The sequence below is a fragment of the Kribbella sp. NPDC056861 genome, assembly GCF_040687575.1.
In the GTDB taxonomy this organism is placed as follows: domain Bacteria; phylum Actinomycetota; class Actinomycetes; order Propionibacteriales; family Kribbellaceae; genus Kribbella.
Genome location: NZ_JBFBNQ010000002.1, coordinates 1,090,488 through 1,106,241, shown reverse-complemented (window position 1 = coordinate 1,106,241; position 15,754 = coordinate 1,090,488). Strand labels below are relative to the sequence as shown.

At 68.3% G+C, this 15,754-nt stretch carries 15 protein-coding genes; 8 read left to right on the top strand and 7 right to left on the bottom strand.

From position 1 onward, the window contains the following. The first annotated feature begins 2 nt into the window (after window positions 1-2). Window positions 3-1,061 (top strand): glycosidase, encoded by a 1,059-nt coding sequence (locus AB0P21_RS12215; protein ID WP_363695975.1) that lies wholly within the window; start codon window positions 3-5, stop codon window positions 1,059-1,061. 314 nt (window positions 1,062-1,375) lie between these two features. After that, window positions 1,376-3,061 (top strand): hypothetical protein, encoded by a 1,686-nt coding sequence (locus AB0P21_RS12210; RefSeq protein ID WP_363695973.1) that lies wholly within the window; start codon window positions 1,376-1,378, stop codon window positions 3,059-3,061. Here the strand turns inward: AB0P21_RS12210 and AB0P21_RS12205 are convergent. From AB0P21_RS12205 to AB0P21_RS12185, 5 genes are all read right to left on the bottom strand, one after another. Next, entirely contained in the window at window positions 3,051-3,455 is a 405-nt protein-coding gene (locus AB0P21_RS12205) for a hypothetical protein (protein ID WP_363695971.1), read from the bottom strand. The genes AB0P21_RS12210 and AB0P21_RS12205 overlap by 11 nt on opposite strands. 1,399 nt (window positions 3,456-4,854) lie before the next feature. Then, window positions 4,855-5,547, bottom strand: coding sequence for a helix-turn-helix transcriptional regulator (locus AB0P21_RS12200; RefSeq protein WP_363695969.1), 693 nt, complete (start codon window positions 5,545-5,547; stop codon window positions 4,855-4,857). 59 nt (window positions 5,548-5,606) lie between these two features. Continuing rightward, window positions 5,607-6,578, bottom strand: coding sequence for a VanW family protein (locus AB0P21_RS12195; protein WP_363695967.1), 972 nt, complete (start codon window positions 6,576-6,578; stop codon window positions 5,607-5,609). A gap of 368 nt (window positions 6,579-6,946) precedes the next feature. Next, window positions 6,947-7,471, bottom strand: coding sequence for an Rv3235 family protein (locus AB0P21_RS12190; RefSeq protein ID WP_363695965.1), 525 nt, complete (start codon window positions 7,469-7,471; stop codon window positions 6,947-6,949). Window position 7,472: 1 nt separating this feature from the next. Next, entirely contained in the window at window positions 7,473-8,528 is a 1,056-nt protein-coding gene (locus AB0P21_RS12185; protein ID WP_363695964.1) for a LysM peptidoglycan-binding domain-containing protein, read from the bottom strand. 168 nt (window positions 8,529-8,696) lie between these two features. On the opposite strand from AB0P21_RS12185, the gene AB0P21_RS12180 reads away from it, so the two are divergent. Continuing rightward, entirely contained in the window at window positions 8,697-9,242 is a 546-nt protein-coding gene (locus AB0P21_RS12180) for a hypothetical protein (protein WP_363695963.1), read from the top strand. Between the two features lie 36 nt (window positions 9,243-9,278). Here the strand turns inward: AB0P21_RS12180 and AB0P21_RS12175 are convergent, their stop codons facing one another. Further along, complete coding sequence (locus AB0P21_RS12175; RefSeq protein ID WP_363695961.1) at window positions 9,279-9,527, bottom strand: helix-turn-helix domain-containing protein; 249 nt, start codon at window positions 9,525-9,527, stop codon at window positions 9,279-9,281. Window positions 9,528-9,714: 187 nt separating this feature from the next. Here AB0P21_RS12175 and AB0P21_RS12170 point away from each other — a divergent pair, with 187 nt between their 5' ends. From AB0P21_RS12170 to AB0P21_RS12150, 5 genes are all read left to right on the top strand, one after another. Then, the gene (locus tag AB0P21_RS12170; protein ID WP_363695959.1) at window positions 9,715-10,371 is read left to right on the top strand and encodes an SAF domain-containing protein; all 657 of its coding nucleotides are present in this window, start codon (window positions 9,715-9,717) and stop codon (window positions 10,369-10,371) included. Further along, window positions 10,371-11,636, top strand: coding sequence for a P-loop NTPase (locus tag AB0P21_RS12165; protein ID WP_363695957.1), 1,266 nt, complete (start codon window positions 10,371-10,373; stop codon window positions 11,634-11,636). The genes AB0P21_RS12170 and AB0P21_RS12165 overlap by 1 nt, the downstream gene beginning before the upstream one ends. 91 nt (window positions 11,637-11,727) lie before the next feature. Continuing rightward, on the top strand, window positions 11,728-12,516 hold the full coding sequence (locus AB0P21_RS12160; protein WP_363695956.1) for a DUF4097 family beta strand repeat-containing protein: 789 nt from the start codon (window positions 11,728-11,730) through the stop codon (window positions 12,514-12,516). Between the two features lie 46 nt (window positions 12,517-12,562). Beyond that, window positions 12,563-13,219 (top strand): HAD family phosphatase, encoded by a 657-nt coding sequence (locus AB0P21_RS12155; RefSeq protein ID WP_363695955.1) that lies wholly within the window; start codon window positions 12,563-12,565, stop codon window positions 13,217-13,219. A 2-nt stretch (window positions 13,220-13,221) separates the two neighbouring features. Further along, the gene (locus tag AB0P21_RS12150; protein WP_363696488.1) at window positions 13,222-14,427 is read left to right on the top strand and encodes a glycosyltransferase 87 family protein; all 1,206 of its coding nucleotides are present in this window, start codon (window positions 13,222-13,224) and stop codon (window positions 14,425-14,427) included. Here the strand turns inward: AB0P21_RS12150 and AB0P21_RS12145 are convergent. Beyond that, window positions 14,424-15,749: a hypothetical protein gene (locus tag AB0P21_RS12145; RefSeq protein WP_363695953.1), complete on the bottom strand. Its 1,326-nt coding sequence runs from the start codon at window positions 15,747-15,749 to the stop codon at window positions 14,424-14,426. The two genes, AB0P21_RS12150 and AB0P21_RS12145, sit on opposite strands and share 4 nt — an antisense overlap. Between the last annotated feature and the right edge of the window lie 5 nt (window positions 15,750-15,754).

Genomic DNA, 15,754 nt, shown 5'->3' with positions numbered 1-15,754 from the left:
CTGTGACTGTTCCTTATACCTTGACGCGTCTCGGTGTCGTGATGACGCCGGAGCCGGGCAACGAGCTGGAGTCCGAAGGGGTGCTGAACCCCGCCTCGGGGCACACGCCCGATGGCAGGCTGTACCTGCTGCCGCGATTGGTTTCCCCGGGCAACGTTTCCCGGGTCGGGCTGGCCGAGGTGGTGCTGACGGACGGTGTGCCGACCGGGGTTTCGCGGGAGGGCGTCGTACTGGCTCCTGACGAGGGCTGGGAGCGGGGGCTGAACAACGCCGGAGTCGAGGATCCGCGGGTGACCTGGATCCCGTCGCTCGGCAAGCACGTGATGACGTACGTCGCGTACGGGCCGCTCGGGCCGAAGCCGGCGCTGGCGGTGTCGGACGACCTGCGGACGTGGACCCGGTTGGGGCCGCTGCACTTCGAGTACCAGGCCGACCTGGACACGGATCTCAACCTGTTCCCGAACAAGGACACGGTGTTCTTGCCCGAGCCGGTGCCTGGCCCGGACGGCTCGCCGGCCTACGCGATGCTGCATCGGCCGATGTGGGACCTGGGCTGGTTCCGCGAGGGCGAGGGGGTGCATCTGCCGGCCGGGATCAAGGACGATCGGCCGGGGATCTGGATCTCCTTCGTACCGGTTTCGGAGGTCGAGCGGGATCTGCGCAATCTGGTGCATCTGCGGTCGCACACGCTGGTGGCGATGTCGGAGTACCCGTTCGAGGAGCTCAAGATCGGGGCCGGGCCGGCGCCGCTGCGGGTGCCCGAGGGGTGGCTAGTCATTCACCACGGGGTGACCGGGGAGCAGCCGAAGGGGTTCGATCCGACCACGCAGAAGGTCAGCTATGCGGCGGGCGCGATGCTGCTTGATTTCGAGGATGTGACCCGGGTGATCGCTCGGACGGCTGAGCCGATTCTGGTGCCGGAGACCGAGGAAGAGCGGATCGGAACGGTGGGGAACGTGGTGTTCCCGACGGCGATCGAAGAGGTCGATGGGGTGCATTACGTGTTCTACGGAATGGCGGACGCGAAGATCGGCGTCGCTCGGTTGGATCGGTTGTCATGACGGTCAGCCGTCGTACGGTTCTTGGTGGATCGCTTGCAGTTGCTGCTGTCTCCACCGTGTCGCTTCCGGCCAGTGCTGTTTCTGGCTCGCTGACCAATCTCGCTCATCTGGACTATCTCGGAGATCTTGTTTCACCGCCCGCAGCAAGTGGGCACTCCACGTACGGCTCCGGTCCTGTTGGTGTGTTGTGGACATACGCCGACCGCCGCGACGACGGCTCCTATGCCCGCATCGGCGGAGGGTCTTTCGACCCTTCCACCAACACTTACGGCCAGGGTGCTTATAACGCGGATGACTTAGCTCGAGCGGCTGTCGTGTATCTGCGGCACTACTCGGCGAATGGCGATGCGCACAGCAGGCAGGCGGCGTACGGGTTGCTGCGGTCGCTGACGTTCCTGCAGACGACCAGCGGCGCCAACGCGGGCAACGTGGTGCTGTGGATGCAGCCCGATGGCACGCTCAACCCCAGCGCTGACCCGGTCGAACTGCCTGACCCGTCTGACTCAGCTGCGTCGTACTGGCTGGCCAGGACGGTCTGGGCGCTGGGGGAGGGGTATGCGGTCTTCCGGTCTGTCGACGCCGGGTTTGCTGCCTTCCTGCGCGCACGGCTGGAGTTGGCGATCGCTGCGCTGGAGCGGCAGGTGCTGGTGCACTACGGCGACTGGAACATCGTCGACGGCCGCCGAGTCCCAGCCTGGCTGATCGTTGCCGGCGCTGACGCCACCTCCGAGGCAGTGCTCGGCTTGGCTGCCTATGTGGGCGCGGGCGGCGGCTCTGCTCGCGCCCGACGCGCACTGGAACGCTTCGCCGAGGCTGTTGCAGCCATGGCTGCCGGGGACACTCAAACCTGGCCGTTCCGAGCTCTGCTGCCTTGGGGCGAGTCCATCTCGGACTGGCATGCCTGGGGAGCGCAGATGTCGTCCGCGCTGGCTGCTGCCTCCGCAGTACTGCGATCGCCGCGCCTCCTGAAGCCCGCAGTCGGCGACACGGCCGGCTTCACCCCACTACTGATGACTGCCGGCGGCCCCGACAATGGGTGGCTCCCCGCCCCCATCGACCGCACCCAAATCGCCTATGGCGTCGACGCCCGCCTACAGGCGCTACTCGGAGTCGCGTCGGCAGCCAACCGCCCCGGCCTCCGCCAGGTCGCCGCCTTCGTAGCCGCCTGGTACTTCGGCGCGAACCGCGCAGGCTCACCCATGTACGACCCGGCGACAGGCAGAACCTACGACGGCATCTCCGCCGAGGGAGTCATCAACCGCAACTCCGGCGCCGAATCCACCATCCACGGCCTACTCTCCATGCTCGCCCTGGACGCCAACCCCTCCCTGGCCGCACAAGCCCGCACCCTAGGCCCCGCCACCCGCACTCTCTTCGGGCTCCACACCATCGAGGCAGAGTCGGCCACCCTCTCCACTGGTGCAACAGTCGTCACCCCGCCATCCCCCTGGACCGGCGAATCCCAATGGAGCAACAACTCCTATGTAACCTTCGCCCCCGGCAGCACCGCCACCTGGACCCTGCCTGCTGCTGACCAGCCGCAGCTAGTTCTCCCCATCGTCGACCTGGTCACCGACCGCAACGCCGGCCGAACCACTTGGTCCACCGCGGGTCGCCCTCTAGGCACCATCAACCACGGCACCGGCGGCCCCCAAGGCGTCTCAGCCGCCCCCGGAGCCCTACTCCCACGCACCCTGCCGCGTCCCCTCCCCGCCGGCACCACCCACCTAACCGCCACCGCCTCTCAATCTCCTGGTGTTGCGCGGCGGGTAGACGCGGTCCTGCTCCTACCTCTGATCTCCAAGTTGCAACTAGGCTCCGCGATCCTCCTCACCAGCGCCGACACCCACCCGCGCTCGTACAAGGTCTCGCTACCCACCGCCCGCCGCAGCGTAGTGACCGCCTACGACAGCACCGGCGCTCTCAAATCCCGCTCCGTCATCAGAGCCAAGACCTTCAGCGCCCCCGTCTCCCCAGGAGGGTTCACCGTCATCCTCTGAGCGCCGCGGCCGCCCACTCCGCCACAAAGCTGAACGCCAACCCGCGCTGCTGAAAGAGGCGCCGGCTGTCAACCTGCTGGTGATACGCCCCGTGAGACACATCGGAAGCCCGGCTGAGCACCAACGGCAGCAACCAGGCGTACTTCACCATCGACGCCTGCACAGCCCGCAGTACCACCGCCGGATCCCCACCCCACCCACCCTCGCGAAGCCCGTCGAGATAACTACTGACGCACGTCTCCGCAAGCTCACCGATCCGCTCAGCCGGCCAGAACAGATCGAACACCGCATCGGGAATGTAGTTCCCGATGTCCTCACCCAACGCGCCGTCCCCAGCAAAAGCCCAATCCAGCAAGGCGATCTCACCATCCGGCCGCCTGATCACGTTGGACACCCAAAGATCAAGATGACACTCAGCCCGCGGTGACTGCTCAACAATCCTCAACAGTTCTTCGCGACGAGCAACCATCTCCACCCACGCCCCACGCAACCCCACCGGCCAGTTGTCAGCCACCAACGGCTGCCGCCACGCCGCATCATCATCAAGCACACCCCAAGGCACCTCACGGCTCGTCGAGTACTCCCGCAAGAACCCCTCAGAAGTCCACCCCCGCCCCGGCGCCCGCCGCGCCTGCCACCGCCCACACCCCCGAGCAAGCGCCGCATGATCCTCCAGCGTGAACTCCGTCCCCGGACGCCCCGCAATGTCCTCCAAATAAAGCACCGCACCCCCGGCACTCTCCTCAACCTCCGCCCCCGGCAACACCAGCCCAGTACCGTCCAGCCGAGCCCGCAGCCCAGCATCCCGGTAAACCTCCACCTCCCGCCGCCAGTAGTTCCAATGCCGCACCCGGTCAGAAGCCGCCCACCCAGCAACCCCCTGCACCACAGCCTGCGGCCTCTGCTCGCTTGACCCGGACCTGCCTGACCCGGACCTGCCTGACCCGGACCTGCCTGACCCGGACCCGCCTGACCCGGACCCGCCTGACCCGGACCCGCCTGACCCGGACCCGCCTGCCCCGGACCCGCCTGACCCCGACCCGCCTGACCCGGACCCGCGTGGCCCAGGCCCGCTTGGCTCCTGAGCCTCCGGCGACTCCGCCCCCGCGGCAACCTCCTGCGCCGCAGCCTCCCGCCATGGCCCGCCTGCCCCCTGCCCGCCCGGCTCAGGTCCGCCTGGTCCAAGCCCGCTTGACTCCGGAGCTCCCGGCGATTTGGCCTCCGCAGCAACCCCCTGCGCCGCAGTCTGCTGCCTCGACCCGCCTGGCCCCGGCTTGCTTGACCCAGGCTCGCCTGGCGCAGGTCTACCTGGCGCCGGAGCACCCGGCGCCTTCGCCCCCGCGGCAACCCCCTGCGCCGCAGCCTGCTGCCTTGACCCGACTGGGCCGGGCTCGCCTGACTCCGGGTACCTCGGCGACTCCGCCCCCGCGGTAACCTCGTGCGCCGCAGCCTCCAGCCTTCGCCCGCCTGCCCTCTGCCCGCCCGGCCTAGGTCCGCCTGGTCCAGACACACTTGACTCCGGCGACCCCGCAGTAACCCCCTGCTGCCTCGACCCGGCTGGGCCAGGCTCGCCTGCCTCCGGGTACCCCGGCGACTCCGGCACCGCCACACCCACCGCGCCCGTTGCCCCGGGCAACTCCGCCGCACTTGCCGGCTTACGGAGTTCCTTGCGGATGTAGCTGTTGCCGTCGTCGGTGATGATCCGCTCGACGTTGGCGGTGACGGCATTCAGCGGGTTGTGACGCAACTGGACCGCCGAACCACCTCGACGCGGAAAGCTCATGACCCGATTCTCACGCCAGCAGAGTGCGCGGCGGCACCCCGGTCAGCGCCTTCACGTCTCGACTGAAATGCGCCTGATCGGCATACCCGGTGCGCGCTGCCACCTCCGCGAGTGACAACCCGGCTCGCGCCCGGTCGAGCGCGAGGTTCAGCCGCAGTACCCGATCCAGCATCTTCGGCCCGTATCCGAACGCATCCAGGCACCGCCGATGCAACTGCCGCTCACTCAACCCGACACTCCCCGCGAGCGCCGGTACTGCGACCCCGCGCCGAACGCCACGCAGTACCTGACCCACCAACCGATCAGGCGCCTCATCGAACAACTCACCCGCGACCTCCTCCAGCGCCAGCGCCGGAATCGCAGCCCTCCCGATCCGGTCCGCCAACCGCCGACTCCGCCCAGGCGACCAGATCTCACCCAGCGGAACCAGTTGATCCAGCACCTCCCGAGCCGGCACCCCCAGAAACCCCGGCGCGGTCCCAGGCGCGAACCTCAACCCGGCGTACCGAACCCCCGCCTCAGCAGCCCCCACATGCGCCCGGCTGTCAGGCCCGGCCACCGCCAACTCGCCCTCGATCCAGAGCAGATCCATGCACCCGTCAGGCAGCACCCGATAGGCCTCGCCATCCGCAGTACGAGCCCACAACACAGCACCGGGCAACGCTGCTGCCCGCTCCCGATAGACGCCGACGTCGGTGCTCACAGAACCAGTTTGTAGCCCGCCACCGACATTTCAATCCGCCTGCCGTGCGCAGAGCAGCGTCAGGCGGCTGGGGGGAAGCGCTGGACTGACGTGTCGATGTCGATGACGTCCACGCCGGTCGGGAGGTATTTGACCAGGGCGACGTTCTCGCGGATCAGCTGGTCCTCGAGCGGCGAGCCGGTACGGCGGTCGATGACGGTGCGCCAGATCTCGTTGCGACGGAAGTACTCGGTGCCGGCCCGGAGGAAGCGCTCGCCGCGAGCGAAGACGCGGTACGACGAACTGGTCGGCTCCTCGGCAAGGATCTCGCCTTCCAGATAACGCTCGCCGACGCCGACCCGGAGCTGGAAGGTCTGGTCGGTGTCGTTGCGGAACTGCAGGTCCACGTAGTTGTAGACGATGCTGCACCCGACGCCCCAGGGCAGTACTCGGCCGTTGTCCGGGAACGGATCGAAGCTGTGGGTCGAGCGCTGCGTCACCGTCAACGGCGAATGCAGGACCATCCAGTGCAGCAGGTTGGCGAGCTGGCAGATGCCGCCGCCGATCCCCGGCCGCGCCTGGCCGTTCGACAGCCGCATGCCCTTCTTGTATCCCTTGCGCCGCGTCGCGTTGCCGACCAGCTTGTTGAACGAGAACGTCTCGCCCGGCTTGATCAGCACACCGTCGACCTGCGCACAGGCGAGCTCCAGGTTGGTCACCTTGTTGTGCTGCATCCACATCTCGGTCTCCCCGAGCTGCCGCAACAGCAACGACTTGTGCCGCTTCACCCGAACCGGTAGATCCACACCGCGCCGATCCCGCGCGTACGCCGTATCGGACCGGATCCACTCGACGCGTCGCCGAGCCCGGTGGTACCGCACCGCCAGCGGATACAACGCAGGCACCCGCTCCGACCAACGCCGCCGCTCAAGCTGCGGCAACACTCGCGCCAGCTCAGTCGGCGTCAGCTGGTAGGGCGCTTCCGGCGTTGGCGTTGGCGTCGGCGCTGTGCGCTCGCTGACGGGCAAGGTGCCGGTGCTGATTTCCTGCATGCGTTCCCCCGGAACGGACTGGATCGATCCCCCTGACCGACCTCGATGTTGATCAACCTCGCAACGCTAAACCCGTGCCTGCGACAGCTAGGTGACAACAGGCACACGATCGGGTTGCGTCAGGTAAGACGCCGCAAAGCTCAGCCAAGTTCGAGAGCAGATCGGTCGAGTTCGAACGGTGCGGCAGAGTTCGGCAGATGAGCAGGGTTCGGGAGTAGGTCGGCTGGGTTCGTGCGGGTGCTGCTGGGGTCGGGAGCGGGTCGGCTGGGTTCGAAGGCGGTGCGGCCAGGTCTGGAGCGGGTCGGCTGGGTTCGTGTGCGGTGCGGGTGGGCTGAGTTCGAGCGGAGTACAGCCGGGTCGGGAGTTGGTCAGCCGAGTTCGAGGGCGGTGCAGATCCAGCGGTTGCGGTGGACTTCCAGGCGGAGGGCCATTGCGCGGGAGCGGTCGCCGTAGCGGACGTGGGCGCTGACCTCGGCGACCTCGATGGCGGGGGTGAAGACGTGGACCGAGCGGACGGCGCTGCGTTCCTTGGCGCTGCGGGCGGTCGCGGTCGTGGTCAGGCCGAGGACGCGGACTCGGCGGTTGAGGTCGCTGAAGACGACCGTGTCCGTGAACCGGATCAGTTGCCCGATCGGGCGATCACCGGCGAGTACTTCGGCGACTGCCTGCACCAGGCGAGTCGCCCAGGCTTGGGCGTCCGGCAGCGACGGGCCGGTCGGGACCAGGCGTAGTACGGGCGGAGCCGGAGCTGGGTGGAGGTCTGGCGCCTCTTGGTAGCGGAGGGCCAGAGAGCCTTGTGTCATGGGGGTTGCGGCGTGCGCGCGCCGACGCGAGGTGCGGGGAGTGGAGGTCGGCAGGGGACGGACGGCGGCGAGTTTCGGCTGGTTGCTCATGTCACTTCTCCTGGTAGGTAGGCGGCACGGGGTGAACCGGCGCCGGCGCGGTCAGCACCTGGCCGGGGTGAATCACGTTGGGGTCGGGTCCGATCAGTTGGCGATTGGCGGCGTACCACTGGGGCCAGCGAGTCGCGATCGCGTCGTCGGTCGCGCCGGGGCCCAGCTCGGCTGCTGCGATGGACCACAGCGATTCGCCTGGCTTGACCAGGTGCGAGGCAGCTCGGGTGAGGTGGCCCGACTGCAGGGTTGTGTAGCGGGTGGGTGCGCCGGTGGTCGGTCGATCAGGCACAGCAATCGGACTGACCGGAGGCTTCGCCGGTACTGCGGTGCGCCCAACGGGCTTGTTCGGTACTGCGGTACGCGACGCGGACGTCTGCCTCCGTGGCTTCGCGGCGTCCGTGGTTGTCGGTCGAGCTTGTTGCACCGGCTTGCTGGCGGCAGGGTTCCCAACGCTTGGCTTCTCGCCGAGTTGGACCGTCGACCTTGGCTCGACTGCACTCCAGGGGCGCCGACCGGCGGAGGGCTCATCCGTGAGGTTCACCGTCGAGCGGGGCTCGGTGGCGGCCCACGGGCGGGGGCTGGTGGGGGATCCGCCTGTGAGGTTCACCGTCGAGCGGGGCTCGACAGCCGCCCAGGGGCGGGAGTTGGAGTCGCCGGTGAGTTGGATGGTTGAGCGGGACTCAACCGCGCGGTAGGAGCCGTCGCCGGGGGTGGCTTGGGCTACGCCGATGGTGAGTGGGGTGACCGCGGCGACACCTAGGGCGGAGCGGAGCAGGGTTCGTGAGCCTTGGGAGGTGATGCGGGTGGCGACCACCGAGGCGCTGCGGCCGATGAAGCCGGGGGCTTGCTCGAGGACCGTCGCGAGGACTGCGATGACGAGCCAGCAGTAGGCGGCCCACGCCACCGCGCCGATCGCGAGGGAGGCCAGCGAGGTCAGGTCCTGGGCGGTGGCGGCTTCGATCGAGCCTGCGGTCACCCAGCGCAGCAGGAGGCCGAGGCCGGCCAGCGCGCTCAGCGCGAGCAGTCCCTTCAGTCCCCGGATCGTTGCGTTCATCTGTTTTGACCTCTGACCTATGAGTTTGTGTGAGTTTGCCTTGGCTTGATCAATATAGACCTGACTAGACCGGCTTTGGCAAGTCGAAAACGTCCGGCTCATGTCACGCAGTGTTGAACTGAGCGACGCAGCGTGTCCGGTGACCGCCGCGGCGGGTAGGTTCGCGGCATGCGTCTGGAAGCTCTGTTCGCGGATCTGGAGTCGCAGTTCGAGGCTCTGCAGGACGGCGATCTGTACGGCGAGGTGGCGGATCGGATCCGCGCCGAGGTCGGCAAGATCACCGTGCTCGATCGCCTCCGGGGCGCGGTCGGGACGCCGATCCGGGTCGAGTTGAGGCATGCCGATCCGGTTCAGGGCACGCTCATTCGGGTCGGCAAGGACTGTCTGTTGCTGGAGGCCGAGCGCTACGAGGAGTGGCTCGTGCCGGATACCGCACTCATCGGGATCCACGGGCTCGGCCCGTTCGCGGAGCCTGCCGAGGGGGCCGTCGCGGCCAAGCTCGGCCTGGCCCACCTGTTGCGGGGGATCGCCCGGGATCGCTCACCGGTGACGGTGTTCTGCGGCGGCAGTCCGGTCACCGGCACGATCGACCGGGTCGGCGCCGACTTCCTGGAGATCGCCGAACACCCGCTGGACGCGCCGCGTCGCCGTACCGAGGTCTACAACTCCCGCCTCGTTCCCACCCAGGCCCTCGACGCCGTACGCCGCCGTTAGAGCTGCTTGCTGCAGTGCCCGCAGCCAGACCCAGACCTAGATCTGCACGTCTTCGCTGCTCTCGGCCTCTTCGCCGAACGGGTGGCTGTTGATGAACTGCTTGGTCTCGGTGTAGAGCCGCTCGATGTACTTCTCCAGCTCCGTCGACTCCACCCGCCACTGGCCGCGGCCGCCGATCTTCACCGCCGGGATGTCGCCCCGGCGGACCAGCGCGTACACCTGGTTGGCCGAGATGTTCAGGACTTCGGCGACGTCGGACAGCTGGAGGAAGCGTGGAGCCGGCATCCGTGCGGTGTCCCTTCGAGTCGGCAGCTGGTGGTTGCTTCAGTTTGCCACTATTGACATCCGAATGAGGCCGTTTGTCCCCAGGTGCCCCCGACCTGTGGATAAGGATGAAGGTCTAGACCGCGGACACGGCAGAATGTCGTCGCCGACAGCGATCAAGTGGTAACCGAACTGGGGAGTGTTTCGAGTGGCCGACAGTCCTGTGCTGCGCAGTGGGTTCGCAGCGCCGTCCACGCCGACCCTGCGCACCCGGCGGGCGCGCTGGAAGGACGGCCGGCTGCTGCTCGGCGTGCTGCTGGTCGCGATCACCGCGCTGGCCGGCGCGAAGCTGCTGGCCGCGGCCGACGACACCACCGCGGTCTGGGCCGCCAAGCGGGACATCCCGCTCGGTGTCACGATCAGCGGCGACGACCTGACCACGATGAACGTCCGGTTCACCAGCGACGACGTAGCCGGTCGGTACGTCGCCGCTGACGCGGACCTCAAGGGCATGGTCGCCACCCGGGCGATCGGCAAGGGCGAGTTCGTACCGCTCCAAGCGGCGACCACCAAGTCCGACAGCGAGCGCACCGAGCTGCCGCTCTCGGTCGCGGCCGGCCGGCTGCCGTCCGACATCGCGGTAGGTGACCACGTCGACATCTGGGTGGTGCCCAAGGAGCAGCCGGCCGCGAAGCTCTGGGCCGAGGTTCGCATCGTGCAGCTCGACACGGTGAAAGGCGTCTCGGGCAGCTCGGCGCGACGGCAGGTCCTGATCGGCTTGGACAGCAAGGACCTCAACCAACTGCCGAAGACCCTGGCGCTGCTCAACACCGGCGAGCCCGTGCTGGTCCGGCGGGGCCGCTGATGTCGGTCCCCGTCCTCCTCGCAGTCACTGGCGCCCCATGGGAAGCAGACGTCGTACGCCGGGCCGAAAGAGCCAATGGCATCCGGGTGGTCCGCCGCTGCGTTGACATCGCCGACGTGATGGCCGCGGCAGCCAGCGGTCAGGCACGTGCCGTCGTGCTGGCCGAAGACCTGCCCAGGCTCACCTCTGACGCAGTAGCCGCCCTGCACGCCCGCCGGATCGCAGTGGTCGCGCTGGTCGACCCCTCCGACAACGGCGAGCCGAGCGGCGCCGAAGACCGCCTGAGCCGGATGGGCATCGAGCGGATCCTTCCGGCCGACGTCAGCGCGGACGACCTCGGTCGAGCGATCATCGACGCAGTCGAGTCGGGCCCGCCGGCGACCGTCTCCCACTTCGCAGGCGGGTTCGTACCGTTCAACAGTGAGTCGACAGCCAACCAAGAGGTGCCGTACGGCCAGGGCACCGGCCGGATCATCGCCGTCTGGGGCCCGACCGGAGCGCCAGGACGCAGTACGGTCGCGGTCGGGCTCGCCGCCGAGCTGGCAGCGCGTGGCATGCCGACCCTGCTGGCCGACGCCGATGTGTACGGCGGCACTGTGGCTCAGTTGCTCGGCATGCTCGACGAGACCTCAGGCCTGGCCGCAGCGGCTCGCTCAGCGGGCGGCGGCTCTCTAGATGTCGCAGTACTGGCCAGGCACGCCCGGCAGGTCGGCCCGAATCAGCTGGTCCTCACGGGACTCAGCCGCGCCGACCGCTGGACCGAGCTGCGCCCCACAGCGGTCGAGTCGGTCTGGTCGACCGCCAGGATGCTCGCGCCCTGCACTGTGGTCGATGCGGGCTTCTGCATCGAGAGCGACGAGGAGATCTCGTTCGACACGCTCGCGCCGCGCCGCAACGGCGCCACCCTGGCCACCCTCGAGGAGGCCGACGAGGTGATCGTGGTCGGGACCGCTGACCCGGTCGGGCTCACCCGGCTGATCAGGTCGCTGCACGAGCTCAGGACCGCAGTACCGTCGGTCACCACCCGAGTAGTGGTCAACAGGGTTCGCTCAGGGTCTCTCGGGGCTTCCCCTGCCGACGCTGTGAACGAGGCCCTCAACCGGTACGCCGGTGTACAGGCCGCCGCGTTGCTCCCGTTCGACCAGGCGGCTTGCGACGCAGCGCTGTCGCACGGCCGGAGCCTGGTGGAGGCTGCGAAGTCGAGCAAGCTGCGCAAGGCGCTGCAGCAGCTGGCGGCGGGGGTTGTCAGGGATCACCTCAGTTGAATTCGGGGGTTAACCCCACCGACAAGGCCGCCGGGTTGTGCCAGGGTTGACCGCAAGGCGCCGACCGCGGCGCCGGCAGCAGGGGAGAGCGATGTCCGACGTCGAGGGCCGTCCGGCCGGCACCATGAGCACCGAGCGCCGCTACGGCATCGCGATCTCGGTCGCCCTGATCCTGGGCGGCGTCTACTGGGCGCTCACCGGTCTCAGCGAGGACACCAAGACCAGCCAGCAGAGCTACCAGGTGGTCGGTACGACGCTGGCGATCGACTCGTCCTCGGCGGAGCTGGAGGTGCGCTCCGGCGATGTCAGCGAGATCAAGGTCGACCGGCGGTTCGAGCGCAACGCGCTGGGCTCCGACCCGAAGGACAAGTACGACGGCGGCAAGCTGACCATCACCGACTCCAGCTGTGGCTTCCTGTCCTTCGGCTGCGACACCCACTATGTGGTGACCGTGCCCAAGGACCTCGACGTGTCGATCAAGACCAGCAGCGGCAATCTCAAGGTGAGTGGCCTCGACGGCCGTACCAAGCTCGAGTCGAGTTCGGGCAAGATCGAGGCACACGACCTGTCGGGTGACCTGGAGGCGGAGACTTCGTCGGGTGACCTGGAGGCGACCGGGCTGGGATCCGGCTCGGTGATCAGCAAGAGCAGTTCGGGCAGCATCGAGCTGACCTTCAACTCGGCGCCTACCGCAGTACAGGCGAAATCGAGCTCGGGTGACGTGCTGGTGCAGCTCCCGGTCGGCAGCGAGACCTACAAGGTCGACACCGACACCAGCTCCGGCGACGAGCGCGCCGACGTCAAGGTCGACCCCGCCTCGACCCGCACGATCACCATCGAGACCTCCTCCGGCGACGCGGTCGTCGAGTACGACGGGTGAGCGGGCGGCCGGAACCCGTCACCTTGTCCTGAGTAGTCTTGCGCGCATGCCTGACGACACGCCCGTACTGCGGGGCCTGCTGGTCGACTGGGGTGGAGTGCTCACCTCCGGTCTGGACGAAGCCCTGCGCCAATGGGCCGAGTTGGACGATCTCGACTTCGACGCCTACTACCGGGCGATGGTCGACCTGCTCTCCGCCAGCCCGGTCGAGTCCGAGGTGAACCCGATCCACGCGCTCGAGCGCGGCCAGATCGCGGTCCCCGACTTCGAGCGCAAACTGGCCGCGATGCTGGTCCGCCGCGACGGTGGCGAGGTCCAGGCCGAGGGACTGCTGGAGCGGATGTTCGCGCACTTCGAGCACCAGCCGCAGATGTCGGCGCTGATCCGGCGGGCCCGCGGGCACGGCATCAAGACCGCGCTGCTCTCGAACTCCTGGGGCAACACCTACCCGCGGGAGACCTGGGACGGCATGTTCGACGACATCGTCATCTCCGGCGAGGTGCACCTGCGCAAGCCGGAGCCGGAGATCTACCACCTGGCCGCCGAGCGGCTCGTCCTGCGGCCGGAGGAGTGCGTTTTCGTCGACGACATGGAGATGAACGTCGTCGCGGCCCGCGAGCTGGGCATCACCGCCATCCTGCACACCTCGTACGACCAGACGAGGGGCGAGCTGGAAGCGCTCTTCGGGGTCGACCTGACGTGACCATGACCACCACCTCTCCCACCACGGACCGCCGCTGGCTGGTCGCCGCCATCGTCGGTTGCGCGGCCCTGGTCGCCCTCGGCGCCTGGGCCTACGGACTGTTCGACGGCATGATCGACCTCCGCGTCTACCGGATGGGCGGCTCGGTGCTGCTCGACCGCGCCTCCCTGTACGACGCTCAGCTGCCTGGCTCGGGTCTGCCGTTCACCTACCCACCGTTCGCGGCGATCGCGATGCTGCCGCTGGCCGCACTGCCGTGGGGCGTCGCCCTGGTCGTGTGGACCACGATCTCGGTGCTCTGCATCGCGCTGATCTGGCGGGCCGCGTTGCCTGCGAACGCCTGGACCCTCGTCCCGGACCAGTGGCGCGACCGGCGGATCGCAGTACTGGCTGCGTTGACGGCGGTGTCGCTGCTGCTCGAGCCGGTCTGGCAGACGATCCAGTTCGGCCAGATCAACTTGTTGCTGACCGCAATGATCCTGCTCGACCTGGTCCGGCCGAAGGACGCGAAGTGGCGCGGCTTCTGGGTCGGCGTGACGATCGGCGTGAAGCTGACACCGCTGCCGTTCCTGGCGTTCCTGCTGATCACCAAGCAGTGGCGGGCGTTCCGCAACGCGCTGCTCGGGCTGGTCGCGACGATGGCGGTCGGATTCGCCGTCGTGCCGAACCAGTCCTGGGAGTACTGGACCGTTGTCATCCGCAACGCCAATCGGGTCGGCGGCCTGGCCTACACGGCCAACCAGTCGTTCCGGGGCTTCCTCACCCGGCTCGGCGACGAGGCGTCCTGGGTGGAGCCCGCCTGGTTCTTGCTCTCGGCAATCTTCGGCCTGCTGGTGCTCTGGCTGGCCCGCCGGTACTGGCTGGCCGACGACCGGGTCACCGCGATCTCCGTGATGGCCCTGGCCGTCCTCTACGCCTCGCCGGTCTCCTGGAGCCACCACTGGGTCTGGATCATCCCGCTCGGCATCAGCCTGATCCGCGCCGTCCACCGCGAGTGGGGCACCCGCCCCGCCCTCGTCACCGGCATCCTTTGGTACGGGCTGTTCATGCTCAGGTCGATCTGGTGGGTCCCGTTCCGCGACGACCGCGAACTCAGCTGGACCTTCTGGCAGTCCATCCCCGGCAACTCCCACCTGATCCTGGGCCTGCTGGCGTTCCTCACCCTCGCCTACACCAGCAGGTCCCTCCCGAAACAGCCTGCCAGCTAAGACGAGAACAGCAGGAGCAGGCCGCCGATGGTGTAGCCGACCATGACGACCAGCAACGGGAGTTGGCCGGCCAACGCCTTGTGGCGGGGGAAGAGGGCAACCGCCCGGTCATGCGCGGAGACGACGCCCATCAGGTGGCCGGAGACGACCGCGAGCACCTGGATCACGGAGATCGTGGTGCTGTGGTTGGTGATTCCGGTGTTCAGGCCGAGCAGGCCGGTGCCGAAGATGTTGGCGCCGTTGGAGAACGGATCGCTGAGGTAGATCAGCGTGCGCTGGCCCTCCAGGATGAGCAGCGTCAGGTAGTGCGCGACGACGTACCCGAAGGCGATCGGTACTACGGAGTGCGCGAACAGGCCGGGCAGCGCGGTACGGGAGCTGTCGGACAAGCGGCCGGCCAGCAGGGTGGCGCTCGAGTACGTCACCAGCACGAACAGGATGAAGGCGATCAGCGCGAGGGTGCCGAGCGTGGTCATCGAGTAGTCGGTGCTCTGCGCCCAGCCGATCCAGGCGGTCGAGTTGGAGAAGCCGTCGTACGCCGTGGAGCCGAGCAGCGCCGCGACCATGCCGACCAGGCCGGGTTGCGCCTTCAGGCCGTCCAGGTTCTCCAGCGGGCGGCGGAGTACCAGCTTGCCGTCGTCGCGGCGGCCCCAGGGGGACATCCGCGCCATCAGGGTCGCGTAGACCTCGAACGGGTCGGCGGTGGAGAACCAGCGGTCGCCGAACAGGATCGCGCCGAACAGCGTGATCACGACGTACAACGCGAGCCAGGCCTGCAGCACCGGCAGGGTCGCGCGATCCGGCGCGACCAGCTCGAGCCAGGTGAAGGCGAACACGCCGAGCGCGGCAGGCCACAGTCCGAGCCACTTCGGCAGCGGGAGCACGCCTTGCGACGGAGGCTGCCGGAGCGCCTTGCTGAGCAGCAGATGGATCGTACGCAACGGGTTGAGCGTGCGCCAGACCGGTCCGAGCAGCAGCGAGATCGGCACCAGGCCGACCCAGACCAGGATGTAGACGAACCCGAAGATCGGGTTGGTCAGCCGGTCCACGCCGAACATCAGCGCGACCATCGCGTACAGGAAGGTGGCCAGCCCGACGATCCGGACGAACCAGCGGAAGCCCGGCGCGTCCACCGTCCGGGTGATTGCGTCCGGCAACGGCTTGCCGGACTTGTCGCCCCGGTACTTCGGCGTACGCCAGGCCAGCCCGAGCACGACGAAGGAGAGCGCGATCGCGACCCCGGCGCCGCCGACGGCCAGCCCGAACGGGATGGGCAGGTCTTGCCGGCCGCCGATACCGTGCAGCGGCAGCAGAAGAGACATCACAG